General features: G+C 29.1%; 14 protein-coding genes. 3 read left to right on the forward strand and 11 right to left on the reverse strand.

The annotated features are described in order from the left end of the window. Positions 1-32: 32 nt before the first annotated feature. Positions 33-2162, reverse strand: a complete 2130-nt coding sequence (nrdD, locus tag K0039_RS14125; RefSeq protein ID WP_228105717.1) for an anaerobic ribonucleoside-triphosphate reductase — start codon at positions 2160-2162, stop codon at positions 33-35. A 410-nt stretch (positions 2163-2572) separates the two neighbouring features. Further along, complete coding sequence (locus K0039_RS14130; RefSeq protein ID WP_228105718.1) at positions 2573-3055, reverse strand: deoxycytidylate deaminase; 483 nt, start codon at positions 3053-3055, stop codon at positions 2573-2575. 263 nt (positions 3056-3318) lie between these two features. Between K0039_RS14130 and K0039_RS14135 the strand changes: the two genes are divergently transcribed. Continuing rightward, positions 3319-3708, forward strand: coding sequence for a 4Fe-4S binding protein (locus tag K0039_RS14135; RefSeq protein WP_228105719.1), 390 nt, complete (start codon positions 3319-3321; stop codon positions 3706-3708). A gap of 67 nt (positions 3709-3775) precedes the next feature. Here the strand turns inward: K0039_RS14135 and K0039_RS14140 are convergent, their stop codons facing one another. Further along, a complete protein-coding gene (locus tag K0039_RS14140) occupies positions 3776-4249 on the reverse strand; it encodes a ferritin-like domain-containing protein (protein WP_228105720.1) in 474 nt (157 codons plus the stop codon). A gap of 213 nt (positions 4250-4462) precedes the next feature. Here K0039_RS14140 and K0039_RS14145 point away from each other — a divergent pair, with 213 nt between their 5' ends. After that, complete coding sequence (locus K0039_RS14145; protein ID WP_228105721.1) at positions 4463-4717, forward strand: hypothetical protein; 255 nt, start codon at positions 4463-4465, stop codon at positions 4715-4717. A 140-nt stretch (positions 4718-4857) separates the two neighbouring features. Beyond that, complete coding sequence (locus tag K0039_RS14150) at positions 4858-5571, forward strand: DNA alkylation repair protein (protein WP_228105722.1); 714 nt, start codon at positions 4858-4860, stop codon at positions 5569-5571. Positions 5572-5609: 38 nt separating this feature from the next. On the opposite strand, the gene K0039_RS14155 is transcribed toward K0039_RS14150, so the two are convergent. From K0039_RS14155 to K0039_RS14190, 8 genes are all read right to left on the reverse strand, one after another. Next, on the reverse strand, positions 5610-6443 hold the full coding sequence (locus K0039_RS14155; protein ID WP_228105723.1) for a deoxyribonuclease IV: 834 nt from the start codon (positions 6441-6443) through the stop codon (positions 5610-5612). 11 nt (positions 6444-6454) lie between these two features. After that, positions 6455-6919, reverse strand: a complete 465-nt coding sequence (locus tag K0039_RS14160) for a methylated-DNA--[protein]-cysteine S-methyltransferase (protein ID WP_228105724.1) — start codon at positions 6917-6919, stop codon at positions 6455-6457. A 275-nt stretch (positions 6920-7194) separates the two neighbouring features. Next, entirely contained in the window at positions 7195-8979 is a 1785-nt protein-coding gene (gene aspS, locus K0039_RS14165) for an aspartate--tRNA ligase (RefSeq protein WP_228105725.1), read from the reverse strand. A gap of 79 nt (positions 8980-9058) precedes the next feature. After that, a complete protein-coding gene (gene hisS / locus K0039_RS14170) occupies positions 9059-10321 on the reverse strand; it encodes a histidine--tRNA ligase (protein WP_228105726.1) in 1263 nt (420 codons plus the stop codon). Further along, a complete protein-coding gene (gene hemZ, locus K0039_RS14175; RefSeq protein ID WP_228105727.1) occupies positions 10311-11783 on the reverse strand; it encodes a coproporphyrinogen dehydrogenase HemZ in 1473 nt (490 codons plus the stop codon). Before hemZ ends, hisS begins: the two co-directional genes overlap by 11 nt. A gap of 35 nt (positions 11784-11818) precedes the next feature. Continuing rightward, positions 11819-12436 (reverse strand): MBL fold metallo-hydrolase, encoded by a 618-nt coding sequence (locus tag K0039_RS14180; RefSeq protein ID WP_228105728.1) that lies wholly within the window; start codon positions 12434-12436, stop codon positions 11819-11821. A 14-nt stretch (positions 12437-12450) separates the two neighbouring features. Further along, entirely contained in the window at positions 12451-12900 is a 450-nt protein-coding gene (gene dtd / locus K0039_RS14185; protein ID WP_228105729.1) for a D-aminoacyl-tRNA deacylase, read from the reverse strand. Positions 12901-12909: 9 nt separating this feature from the next. Next, positions 12910-15117: a RelA/SpoT family protein gene (locus K0039_RS14190; protein ID WP_228105730.1), complete on the reverse strand. Its 2208-nt coding sequence runs from the start codon at positions 15115-15117 to the stop codon at positions 12910-12912. Positions 15118-15159 lie beyond the last annotated feature (42 nt).

The following is a 15159-nucleotide window of genomic DNA, read 5'->3' on the forward strand; positions in this document are numbered from 1 at the left end:
ATAATAGAAAAGGTGCATATGCACCTTTTATTTTATAAATGTAAGACTCTTTCTCCGATTTCTTGAGTACGACCTTTACCCCACATATTTGAACCTATATAACCACAAGTTCTTCTCATAACTTGCATCTCATCTTTATTTCTATTTCCACAGTTTGGACAATACCATTCTAAATTTTCATCTAGCTTTATTTCTCCAGTATAATCACATGCGAAACAAACATCTGGTTTAGTATTTATTTCGGCGTATTGTATATTATGATATATATAGTTGATTATTTGTTCTACAGCTGGTAAGTTTTTACTCATATCCGGCACTTCTACATAACTTATACATCCACCTAAACTTATATCATGGAATTGACTTTCAAATTTTAATTTAGAAAATGCATCTATTTCTTCAGAAACATGAACATGATATGAGTTTGTATAATACATTCTATCAGTTACATTTTTTATTTCTCCAAATTTTTGTTTGTCTATTCTACAGAATCTTGAAGTTAAACTTTCTCCTGGCGTTCCATAAAGACCAAATCCAAGACCTGTTTCTTTTTTCCACTCACTACATTTATCATTTAAATAACTCATTACTTCAAGGGCAAACTTTTCACCTTCTTCAGTTGTATGAGATATACCTAACATCGCTTGTGTCATTTCATATACACCAACATACCCTAAAGAAAGTGTTGAGTATCCTCCTTCTAATAGAGAATCTATTTTTTCACCTTTTTCTAATCTAGATATTCCACCATGTTGCCAGTGAATTGGTGATATATCAGATGTTGTACCTTTTAATAAATTATGTCGAATCATTAGTGCTTCTTTACAAAGATCTAATCTTTCATCTAATATACTCCAAAACTTTTCCATATCTTTTTCTGCTGTTAATGCGACTTGCACTAAGTTTAAAGATATAACTCCTTGGTTGAATCTTCCGTACCATTTATAATTTCCGTTTTCATCTCTCCAGTTGCTTAAGTGCGATCTGCAACCCATTGGAGGGAATGTTTCTCCATCATAATTTTTTCTCATCATTTTTGCACTTTGATAATCAGGTACTAATCGTTTTGTATTACATTTTGCAGCAAGTTTTGTTATATAGTCGTATTTACCGCCTTCTAAACAGTTATGTTCATCTAGCAAATAAACTAATTTAGGGAATTCTTCTCCTATTGTTTGACCTTTATAGTTTTTCATTCCCTCTAATCTTTGTACTATCATTTCTTCACAAATTAATGCCATTTCTCTTTCATACTCATGACCTTCTTCTATTTCTAAGTAGATTGTACAAAATGGTGATTGTCCATTACTTGTATGAAGAGTTGACAACTGATATCTAATAGTTTGAATACCAGATTTTAATTCTTCCATCATTCTCTCTTCAGATAATTCTTTAGCCATATCAAGAGAATATTTTTGTTTATATTTATTTAAATATTTATTGTATGATACCCTTAAAAATGGTGCTATATGTTTTATTGTTATTGTATTTCCCCCATATTGAGCACTTGCTATTTGAGCTATAATTTGAGTAACTATAGTACATGCTGTTCCAAAAGATTTTGGAGATTCTACTAGTTTATTGTTAATAACTGTTCCATTTGTTAACATATCTTCCAAGTTGATTAACATACAGTTGTGTATTGGTTGCATTGCATAGTCCATATCGTGATAGTGAAGAACACCTTCATCGTGTGCATGAACTATATGAGCAGGTATTAGTTTTCTTCTAGACATATCTTTTGATACTTCTCCTGCTACTAAATCTCTTTGAGTAGAGGCTAATATACCATTTTTATTTGAATTTTCGTTTAAAACATCTTCATTACTTCTATCTAATAAACCTAGGATGCTATCGTCTGTTGTATTTATTGTTCTTTTAAATGATTGTACCGCTCTGTATCCTTCATATGCCTTAGCTGTTAATTTTTGTTTATAATCAATTAGCTTTGTATATACCATTTCTTCTACTTTGTATACTGTCGCGTTGGTATCACGTTCCATATAAATAGTTTCTATATCTTCAGCTATTTCTTTTGCAATCTCTGGGATATAAACTCCACTACCATATTTCATTGCTTTTAATATAGCATTTTCAATCTTATCTTTATCAAATTTGGCAACTGTTCCATCTCTTTTGATTATATTTAACTCTTTTTTCATAAGCATCTCCTTTTGTACATAGTGATATCTATTTTTATCTATATAGATTAATCTTTTAATTTTTTTATGTAAACCTATTGACTTTTATAGACGTTTTATACCCATTGTCCTTTGGATAAAACACTATATATAGTAACCACCTTGTATATTCTATACCACATGTGGTGCTTAATCAAGTGATTTATTTTTAATTTTTGAACTTTATTTTTGTCAATACTATATAAATTTTTCGTTTATATTCTGAAATGTAGCCATTCAAGTACATTGGTTTTTTTTTATAATTTTTTCCATAAATTTACAAAAATTCATTATTTTATATTGATTAAAAATCAAACAATGCTAATCAGATTTTTTCACAAAAAAAGAAATATAAAATAAATTTTCATATTTTATATTTCTTTTTATTAACTTTATTTAAATAATATTTCTATTTTTTCTATACTTGCTTCTAATTTTATACATTGTACTTTTGCTTTTTCAAACATATACTTAGATGCTTTTGTTGAATCTGTTTCAGCATATTTATCATCTAAATAGTATATTTTCTTTATACCAGACTGAATTATATTTCTAGCACAGTCGTGACAAGGGAATAGATTAACATAGATACTACACCCTTCTAAAGATTTTCCTCTAGCATTTAATATTGCATTTTGTTCTGCATGTACTACGTATGGATATTTGGTTTGAAGAAACTCTCCTTCTCTTTCCCATGGAAAATCTTCATCACTACATCCATTAACAAAACCATTGTAGCCAATTGATACTATCCTGTTGTTTTTATCTACTATACAAGCGCCCACTTGTGTTGATGGATCTTTACTTCTCATTCCTGATAATAAAGATATTCCCATAAAATATTCATCCCACGATATATAATCTGTTCTCTTCATTATTTCCTCCTTTATATAAAAATCCGATTAATTTTGTATTATTTATTTTATAATATAACACTTAATTTCTATTATTCAAATATTTATTTCTAATTTTAACATAAAGTACAAAAATATTATTAATGATTTTTTAGCTTTCCAAAAAGTAATCAGTTGATTTTCTTACTTCGTTGATTTTACAATAACAATCATATACACTAAAAATAGGATGCTTTATTTTCAAACAAATAAATTATCTACATATCAGGGGAGGGGAAAAAAAATTGAAAAAATTAGTTGTTAAGGACAAATCTTCATGTCAAGCTTGTTTAAGTTGTGAACTAGCTTGTTCTGAAGCCTTTTATAAAAAAGAAGGTTTCTCTTGTATATCTATAGGGGTTAACAAAAAAAATGTATTAGATGTAAAAGCTTGTAACCAATGTGGTATCTGTGCTAAAAAATGTCCAGAAGAAGCAATATCTAAAAATGCTAAAGGTATTTATACAATAGACAAGAAAAAATGTACAGGATGTTTAACTTGCGTAGAAGCATGTCCAAAAGGAATTATTGTTAAATCAGAAGGAAAGCCAGCTCCATCTAAATGTATGGCTTGTGGAATATGTGTTAAAGTATGTCCTCAAGAAATACTTGAAGTTGTCGAGGTTGCTGATTAATTTAACTTTTATTGAAATATCAAAGATGTAACTAGTACTAGTTACATCTTTTTATTTTACCTATCTATTAAAGAACAGAAACTACTGTATAAATATAATTATATAAATTTCCATGTCTTAATTCATCACTCAATATATGAAAAACTTGATCCCTATAATATAAACTTGGAAGTCCTTCCATTATTTCACGATAAATTTTAACTGCATTTAGTTCTCCCATCATAGCGTCTGCTACCCCATCTTTAAAACTTGCTGGCGGAATAAATGTTTCTTCTTCAGGCTGTATTTTCATTCCTGTAATTTGAAAGTACATATTTTTGTACATTTGATTATGGCGCAACTCATCATCTCTAATTGATTCTATTATTCCTTTTATTTTTTTTGTTTCTTTGGGTGGTAATTGATTTGCTGGAATATTGTCGATTAGCCATTGATAAAACATAGAATCTTTCTTTTCTGATTCTATTGATTTTCCAATTAACTTTATAGAATTTTCTAACTGATTTGGATTTGGATGTATCCACTCATAAGTATAACTCATAGTTTTTCCCCCTTTAAGTAATTTAATATAATATATACTTAAAAGTAGAAATTTGTTACTTGATTGATAATCAATATATTTTTGTTTTTATAAAATTTTTTTGTTTTTATTTTTATTACTGTCAATTAATTGGATTTATTGTTTTTTCTTCTTACCATATTTTTATGGTTTTTTAGCATACTATTAATGAGAAGTATCTTAAGGAGGTATTTTATGACTAATCAAAATGTATATAGAAATAAGCCTCAATTTGAAACTAATCCAACATTAAACAAGAATTTAACTCCTAATGTTCCTGAGTTTAATTCCAATGCAATGGATAATCAAGGTTTTGTCCCATTATCCAATTCTTCTAATGGATGTTGTGGTCATGAAAAAGCATACAAAGAGAATTCTGACCACGAGTATTGCCATGGAAAACATGCTGAAGGTCACAAGGATAAAAAGTGTAATTGTGATCATAAATAGCTAAATATTACTTTCCTTCAATACTTTGCTTCAAAAGTTAAATGTAAGAAGTCTATTTTTATAATAATAAAATTTAGACTTCTTTCTTCTCGTTTATTAATTTATTATATGTGATATACTCATTTATATGAGGTGATTGTATGATTAATAATAAAAAAGAAGAAATTAGGCACGAATTAATTGAATTAGCTGACGATAAATATAGAAGTTTTCATAGTAATTTATGTCCTGGTGTGGAAAATATTTTAGGTGTTAGACTCCCACTACTGAGAAAAATAGCTAAAAATTTATCTAAAGAAGAAGATTATCAAAATTATTTAAATAATGATGATACAAAGTATTATGAAGAAATAATGATTAAAGGGTTAATAATCGGATATTTGAAAACTGATAATGAAAATAGATTTAACTATATAAAAAATTTCATACCTAAAATAGATAACTGGGCAATTTGTGATAGTTTTTGTAATAATTTAAAATTTACAAAGAAGAATGTAAATGAAGTTTGGAATTTTATTTTACCTTACACTTCATCAGAAAATGAATTTGATATTAGATTTGCCGTTGTTATGATGCTTAATTTTTATATAATTGAAGATTATATTGATGAAGTATTAAATACTTTAAATAATATTCACCATGATGGCTATTATGTAAAAATGGCAGTAGCTTGGGCTTTATCATATGCATATATTGATTTTCCAGAAAAAACCTTAGTATTTTTAAAAAATAATAACTTAGATAATTTTACATATAACAAATCTTTACAAAAAATCATTGAATCTACACGTGTCAGTAAGGAAGATAAAGATTTAATGAGAAGCATGAAAAAAATAATATTAAATAGAAAATAAAAATGCTTGAGATAAATTTTATCTCAAGCATTTTGTAATTAATCATTATATACACTTTTTAGTAATTCAATTTCTTTTGCATATCCATCTAATTCATTTGGTGTTTCAAGTAGAAATGGTAAATGTTTAAGTTTTGGGTGATTTATTATTCTAGTTATAGCTTCTAAACCTATATTTCCTTCACCTATTTTTGCATGTCTATCTTTATGACTTCCACGAACATTTAAACTATCATTTAAGTGAATTGCTTTTAATCTATCTAAACCTAAAACCCTATCAAATTCTTCTAATACACCATCTAAATCATTGACTATATCATAACCGGCATCGAATACATGACAAGTATCCATGCATACACCTATTCTGTCGCCTAATTCAACCTTATCTATTATGGCTCTTAATTCTTCAAAGTTTCTTCCTATTTCTGTCCCTTTTCCAGCCATAGTTTCAAGTAATACTGTAGTAGAGTGCTTAGGTGTTAAAGTTTGGTTTATCATATCTGCAATATATTGAACTCCAACTTCTACACCCTGTTTCACATGGCTTCCTGGATGGAAGTTATATAAATTTCCTGGCACCATTTCTAACCTTCTTAAATCATCTGCAAAAGTCTGTATAGCAAATTCTCTTTTACTTTCATCTGCTGCACAAGCATTTAAAGTATATGGTGCATGGGCTAATAATTTAGCAAATTTATTTTCTTTAGCTAATTCTAAGAAAACTTGTATATCTTTTTCATCTAAATCTTTAGCTTTTCCACCTCTTGGATTACGAGTAAAAAACTGAAAAGTATTAGCATTTATACTTAAAGCTTCATCTCCCATATTTTTAAATCCTTTTGATACTGATAAATGACATCCTATATTTAACATTTGGCTCTCCTTTATTTTACGTCTAAATTTTCTATATTAAGTAATTTTTCTTTCACATTAAGTCCACCAGCATATCCAACTAATTTTCCATTAGAACCAATCACTCTATGACATGGAATAATTATTGGTATATGATTTTTATTATTTGCCATTCCTATTGCTCTGCATGCTTTTTCATTTCCAATAGCTATAGCAATGTCTTTATAACTTTTAGTTTCTCCATAAGGTATTTTTAAAAGTTCATCCCATACTTTCTTTTGAAATTCTGTTCCTCTAGTCTCTAACGGTAAATCAAATTTTATTCTATTTCCTTCAAAATACTCTTTTAACTGCTTAAAACATTCTTTTATTAAATCTGTTTCTTCTATATTATCATTAGTATCTACTTTTGAAAAAAATATATCTGTTATTGATTTATTATTTTCTCTAATTCCTATAATACCTATCTCTGTTTCATAAAAAAATATATTATTCATCCTCTTATAATATAAGACTTATTAATAATCTTATATCTCCTCTCTATAAAACTTTGTACTACTTATATTATAGATATTATTTTTGCTTTATCATCATTTAATCCTAAAATTTTTCTATTCTTTTTATTAGTACCCTTTTAATAAATTTTAAAACTTAATATAAAACGTTAAAAATTAAAATACTATCCATAAATTAGAATTAAAAATAGCATCATCTTCTTACTTAAAATAGGCAGATCATAACTAAGTTATAACCTGCCTATTTATATTAAATATTATTCTTCTATGTTTAGTTTTATAGATAATTCATCTAACTGGATATCATCAGCAACACCTGGTGCATTTGTCATTGGACATATTGCATTTTGATTTTTAGGGAATGCTATTACTTCTCTGATATTGTCAGCTCCAGTAAGTAGCATTATTAATCTATCAAATCCAAATGCTAATCCAGCATGTGGTGGTACACCATACTTAAATGCTTCTAATAAGTATCCAAATTTATCATTAGCTTCTTCATCACTAATTCCTATAGCATCAAACATTTTCTTTTGGATGTCGCTGTTAGATATTCTAACACTTCCTCCACCTATTTCATATCCATTTAACACTATATCATAAGCTTTAGCTCTTAAACTAGTTTTGTTGTCACCAGTTAAACCTTCAACATCTTCATCTAATGGAGATGTGAACGGATGGTGCATTGCTATCATTCTTCCAGTTTCTTCGTCTTTTTCGAATAATGGGAATTCAGTTACCCATAATAAGTTGTATTTATTTTTATCCATTAGATCAAGCTTTCTACCAACTTCTAATCTAACTTGTCCTAATGCATCATAAACTACGGAATTTTTGTCAGCTACAAATAATAATAAGTCTCCAGCCTCAGCCTCCATTCTTTCTAATATAGCATTTATTTCTTCTTCAGAGAAGAATTTAGCTATTGGAGATTCTATTCCAGCTTCAGTTAATTTTATCCAAGCAAGTCCTTTAGCTTTGTAAGTTTTAGCATGCTCTTCTAATTTTTTCATTCCTTTTTTAGAGAAAGCTTCTGCGTTGCCTTTTACATTTATACCTCTAACGCTACCTTTTTCATCAGAAGCAGCACCTGCAAATACTCCAAATCCACACTCTTTAACTATATCAGATATATTTACAAATTCTAATCCAAATCTAGTATCAGGTTTGTCAGATCCAAATCTATCCATAGCTTCTTTGTAAGTTATTCTTGGAAGTGGTAACTCTACATCAACATTTAAGGTCTCCTTGAATATTTCTTGAATCATTTTTTCCATTATGCCCATTACATCATCTTCATCAACAAATGACATTTCACAGTCTATTTGAGTGAATTCTGGTTGTCTATCAGCTCTTAAGTCTTCATCTCTGAAACATTTTACTATTTGGAAGTATCTATCCATACCACTTACCATTAATAATTGTTTAAATAATTGTGGTGATTGTGGTAAAGCGTAGAATTTACCTGGGTTAACTCTACTTGGTACTAAATAGTCTCTAGCTCCTTCTGGAGATGGCTTTATTAAGAAAGGAGTTTCTATTTCTATAAAGTTATTGTCTGTTAAATAGTTTCTTACTATTCTAGCAACTTTACTTCTAAGTATTAAGTTTTGTTGCATAGCAGGCTTCCTTAAATCTAAGAATCTATATTTTAATCTTAAATCTTCAGAAACATTGTCATTATCTTTTATATATATTGGTGGAGTTTCTGATTTACTTAAAACTCTAAGTTCAGTTGCTTCTATTTCTATATCTCCTGTTGGCATGTTAGGATTTTTAGATTGTCTTTCTCTAACTATACCTTTAACAGCAACAACATATTCTGAACCTAATTTTTCAGCTTTGTTAAATGCTTCTTCACTTACATTTGTATCAAATATTATTTGACTTATTCCTCTAACATCTCTTAAATCAACGAATACTAATCCACCTAAGTTTCTTTTCTTTTGTACCCATCCATTTAAAACTACTTCTTCACCCACGTTGGCAATTCTTAAATCGCCACAATAATGAGTTCTTTTTAATCCTTTTAAGTTCTCCATATTTCCTCCTTCGTCATTTACGCACTAAAAGGTGAAAGAATAAAAAAATTCTACCACCTTATGTTTATGTCAATTATAATCATAATCTATTTTTTAACTCATTTACTAATTCACTAAGTTTTACAGTAGTTTGCTCTGATGTTTCCATATTTTTAAGACTAGCTGCGTCATTAGCTAACTCATCATCACCTATAACTATTGTATATTTAGCATTTATTTTGTCTGAGTATTTAAATTGAGCTTTTAAGCTTTTTCCTAAGTGATCTATATCAGCACTTATGTGATTATCTCTTAATGCTTTTATTAAACTAAAACTCTTAGTCTTAGCTACATCACCTATTGTTGCTATGTATATATCTGTAGCTTTTGGATTTTTTATTTCTATGTTATTATTCTCTAGAGTTAATAACAATCTTTCTGCTCCAAGTCCAAATCCTATACCACTTATGCCTCTTGGTCCTCCAAGTTGTTCAACAAGACCATCGTATCTCCCTCCACCACAAACTGTACTTTGTGATCCTATATCATTTGATATTATTTCAAAAGCAGTTTTCTTGTAGTAGTCAAGTCCTCTAACTATAGTTTTATCAACTACAAATTTTATATCCATTTCTCTTAAGTATTCTTGTAATTTAGCAAAGTGTTCCTTACAATCATCACATATGTGATCTACCATAAAAGGTATATCTTTTATGTTTTCTTTACATGTAGGGTTTTTACAGTCTATAACTCTCATTGGATTTTTGTCTTTTCGCTCTAAACAAGTTTCACACAATACATCAGATTTAGCATCTAGATATGCTTTTAAATTTTTATTATATTCTTCTCTACAAACAGGGCATCCTACTGAGTTTATATTTACTGATAAATCTTTAAGCCCTAATTCATTAAAGAATTGTACTGCTAAAGATATTACTTCTGCATCTATTGATGGTTCGTCACTTCCTAATGCTTCGATTCCAAATTGGTGGAATTGTCTTTGTCTACCAGCTTGTGGTCTTTCATATCTAAAGCATGGAGTTATGTAAAATAATTTTGTTGGTTGTGTATCAGCATACAATTTATTTTCAATAAATGATCTTATTGTACCAGCAGTTCCTTCAGGTTTTAAACTTATTTGTCTATCACCTTTGTCTGTAAAAGTATACATTTCTTTTTGAACTATATCTGTTGTATCTCCAACACTTCTTGTGAAAACTTCTGTATGTTCAAATATAGGAGTTCTCATTTCTTCGTATCCGTATAATGCACAAATTTCTCTAAATTTTTGCTCTACGTAATGCCATTTATAAACTTCCTTTGGTAATATATCCCTTGTTCCTCTTGGCGCCTTACTTAGCATTTTTCTCTACCTCCTCATATTTTCTTCTTATCATCTCGTCAACTCTGTCTATATATTGTTCAACATTTTTGACGTTTTCTACCCTTTCAATTCTATCTTCATCTGGATATACAAATTTAGTTATAGAGCCAGCACCTAGTGCATAATTACTTTGTTTTTCCTCCATAATTTGCATATTATAGATACATTCATAACCTTCTTTAGCATAACCTATGTTTTCTAAGTTACCTAGCATGTGTTTTTGTCTGTACATATAATAAGGATTTAATCCCATATCTCTTGCATATTCCATAGCTAAATTAATCATCTTTACCATTTCTTCGTACTGAGCAAGTTCGTAGTCTTTAAGATTTTCCTTTAGCTTTGATGTTCTTTTTACTGCTAAGGTATGAACAGTTAGACTTTCTGGAGATAGTTCTTTTATTTTATCTAAAGTATTTCTAACCATATCTAAATTTTCATCTACTAGGCCTAGTATTATATCCATATTTATATTATCAAAACCTATTTCCCTAGCTAAGTGGAAGCAGTCTATAATTTCTTGTACACTATGATTTCTACCTATTTTTTGTAAGGTTTCATCATTCATACTTTGTGGATTTATACTAATTCTATCAACATTGTTCTTCTTTAAAACTTCTAACATTTCTCTATCTATTGTATCAGGTCTTCCTGCCTCTACTGTAAACTCTTTAATCCCGCTTAAATCAAATCTTTCAAATAAGCCCTTAATTAAAATATCCATCTCTTCAGGAGTTAAAGTAGTTGGAGTTCCTCCACCAATATATAATGTTTCAATTGTTTTATTTTGTTCTTTTAGTAACCTAGCTACACCTTGGACTTCTTCAAGTAATTTAGCTACATACATAGGCTTTAAGCTGCCAAATTGCTTAAGAGAATTAGCTGGGAATGAACAATAATAACATCTTGTAGGGCAGAACGGAATACTCACATATAAAGATACTTTATTTTCATCAATTGGGTAAATAAACTTTCTTTCTCTTTTTGCAATATCAAGAGCTAAGTTAATTTTTTCATTACTTATAAAATAGTCTAACATTAATTTTTCTTTTATTAGAACATCGCTATAATTATCATCAAGTAATGAATGAACTATTTTAACAGGTCTTATGCCTGTCAGTATTCCCCATGGCGGAGCAATGTTAAACTTCTTTTCTAAAATCTTAAACATGCTCCTTTTTATAGTTTCCTTTATAACCTTCTTATTCTCCCTTTCACATAGTCCCTCTAAGTTTCTATGCTCTACATGTTCTAGAATAACTTGATAATTTTCACAATAAACTGTTTTTGAAAAAACATTGTTATTGTGGAAAAATACAGTATTCTCCACAACCATCATGCAATCTTTGCTGTCAATAAATCTAAAGTCAGAAGTAAATAATTTGATTAATTCACTTACTTCGTATTTAAAGTCATGACCTTTTAATACAACACCTATCATTTTCTAGCTCCTTCTGAAATCCTTGAAGTGTTAATTTATCTCATAAAAGGATTTGTCATTTTTTCTATTTTTAAATTAGAATTTGGTCCATGACCTGGATAAATAGTAATATCATCATCATGTTTTTCTAATTTTTCAAGTGACTTTTCCATTTTTTTATAGTCTCCACCATAAAAATCTGTTCTTCCTATGCTTCCTGCAAACAAAGTATCTCCTGTAAGCATATGCTTATCAATTTTTATGCACATACTTCCTGGAGTATGACCAGGTGTATGAATAAACTTTAACTTCATATCTCCTACTTTTAATGTATCATTATCTTTAACATATATGTCAGCATCAAATTCTACTGTATTTGATGGAAGAGAAGCACTTAAATTTTTCTTCTTATCTTGTAGTATTTCTTTTTCTTCCTCATGGGCTACTATTTTAGCATTTGTTGCTTCTTTTAATGTTAAAACATTTGTTATGTGATCTCCATGACCATGAGTTAAAACAATATATTCTATGATTAAGTTCATTTTTTTTACATAATTCATTATGTCAATAAAGTTTGCTCCTGGATCTACAACAATACACTTTTTACTATTTTCATCTCCAACTACATAAGTATTTTCACCCATGCAGTTTTCAACAATCTTTTCTAATCTCATAGTTTACCCCCTACCTAGAATTCTTTTCTTGATTCTAATAGTATAGTCACAGGTCCATCGTTAGTTAAATCAACCATCATATGAGCCCCAAATTTTCCTGTTCCTACATTAATTCCTTGATTTTTTACCTTCTCAACAAATTCTTCATACAGCGGATTTGCTACTTCTGGCCTTGCTGCATCAGAAAAACTAGGTCTTCTTCCCCTTCTAGCATCTCCGTAAAGTGTAAATTGAGAAACAGCTAAAACTTCCCCATTAACATCTTTTAAAGATAAATTCATTTTTCCTTCTGCATCTTCAAATATTCTTAAATTTGTTATTTTATCCACCATATAATCTACATCTTTTGATGTATCATCATGAGTAACCCCAAGTAAAACCATTAAACCTTGATTTATTTGTCCAACAATTTCTTCATCTACTGTTACTTTAGAAGATGAAACTTTTTGTACAACTGCTCTCATATTTTCCTCCTAATTTCTTACTCTGAAAACATCGTCCACACCAGGTATAGCCTTCAGTTTTTTCATTAAACTTGTTAGTTCAGAAATATCATTTACTTCAATTAATAAATTAATATGAGTTATTCCCTCTTTTGTTTTTCTTGCATTAATTCCATTTATATTTAATTTTTGCACAGCAATCATATGTGTAACATCGTTTAGCATACTTTTTCTATCTGTAGCAACTATTTTAACTTCGCCCTCAAATTTAGACTTTTTAGGATTATTCCATTCCACATCTACTAACCTTTTTTGGAAAAGTTCATCATCTAGTTTACAATTTGGACAATCAGCACGGTGTATGGCTACACCTCTTCCCTTTGTTACATATCCAACGATTTCATCTCCAGGAAGTGGATTACAACATTTTGCAAATCTAACTAAAATATTATCTAATCCTCTTACTATAACTCCAGAACTACTTTTTTTCCTTTTTTCTTTGTATTCCTTGTCAGTTATATTGTATTTTGATAAGTCTTCATTTTCTTTTTGCCTATTTTCTTTTTCTTTTTTCTTTTCTTCTTTAAGATAGAAATCCCTTACTTTTGGAACAACTTGACTTGCTACAATACCACCATATCCTATAGTAGCAATTAAATCTTCCAAGCTTGGTTGGTTGAATTTCTTTGCTATTTGTTCCATAAACTTTTCTATAGAAGAATCTTTTAAAGGAATTCCATATTTTTTGAATTCTTTTTCTAAAATTTCATATCCTTTTTCAATATTTTCTTCTCTTCTTTCCTTCTTAAAGAATTGTCTAATTCTATTTCTTGCATTTGGAGTTTTGACAATTTTTAGCCAGTCTCTACTTGGGCCATTTGAATTTGTTGATGTTATAACCTCAACAATCTCTCCATTTTGCAATTTATAATCAATAGGAACTAACCTTCCATTTATCTTTGCACCTACACACTTGTTTCCAACTTTTGAGTGAACTCTGTATGCAAAATCTATTGGTGTAGATTCTGCTGGTAGCTCTATTACATCACCCTTTGGTGTAAATACATAAACTTGACTATTAAATACATCTTCTTTTAGTGAATCTAGGAATTCTTGTGGGTCTTTTACGTCCTTTTCCCACTCCATCATTTGTCTTAGCCATTTTAGCTTTTCTTCCATCTTTTCATCATTACTCATTGTACCTTCTTTGTATTTCCAGTGAGCTGCTATACCATATTCAGCAATATTATGCATTTCATGAGTCCTAATTTGAATTTCTACTGGCTCACCTTCTGGTCCAATTACTGTAGTATGAAGAGATTGATACATGTTTGCCTTAGGCATTGCTATGTAGTCCTTAAATCTTCCTGGCATTGGTACCCATAAAGTATGAACCATACCAAGAACTGCATAACAATCTTTTATTGTATCTACAACTATTCTTACAGCAGTTAAATCAAAGATTTCTTCAAAAGTCTTATGCTTATTTTTCATTTTTTTATAAATACTATAAAAATGTTTTGGTCTTCCATAAACTTCACAATCTATATTAACTTCACCAAATTTTTCCTGTAATAAATTTACTATTCTGCTTATATATTCTTCCCTTTGGCTTCTTTTCATGGAGACTTTGTCTACTAAATCATAATATCCATCTGGATCTATATATCTTAGAGCCAAGTCTTCTAATTCCCATTTAATTTTAGATATACCTAATCTATGAGCTATTCCACCATAAATTTCTAAAGTTTCTTTTGCTTTATATTTAGCTTTTTCTTCTGGCATATATTTTAGTGTTCTCATATTATGTAGTCTATCGGCTAACTTTATAAGAATTACTCTAATATCTTTTGCCATAGCTAAAAACATTTTTCTTAAATTTTCAGCTTGAGTTTCTTCCTTTGACTGATATTTTATCTGACCAAGTTTTGTTACTCCATCAACTAAATCTGCAACTTCCTTGCTAAACATTTCTTCTATATCATCATAAGTATAGTCCGTATCTTCAATTACATCATGTAAAAGTCCTGCTGATATAGTTTCTATATCAAGTTGCATTTCTACAAGAATATTTGCAACAGCTATTGGATGAATTATGTAAGGTTCACCTGATTTTCTTAATACACCATCATGGGCAGATTTTGCCAAATAGTAAGCTTTTTCTACAAGAGTAGTATCCGTATTAGGAGCATATTCTTTTATTTTATCTAATATCTCCTGTAATTCCTTATCATGCATATAACCACCTATTCTCTAAAGTATAAATTTTATTATATATGA

The organism is Terrisporobacter mayombei (assembly GCF_020748465.1).
GTDB lineage: Bacteria > Bacillota > Clostridia > Peptostreptococcales > Peptostreptococcaceae > Terrisporobacter > Terrisporobacter mayombei.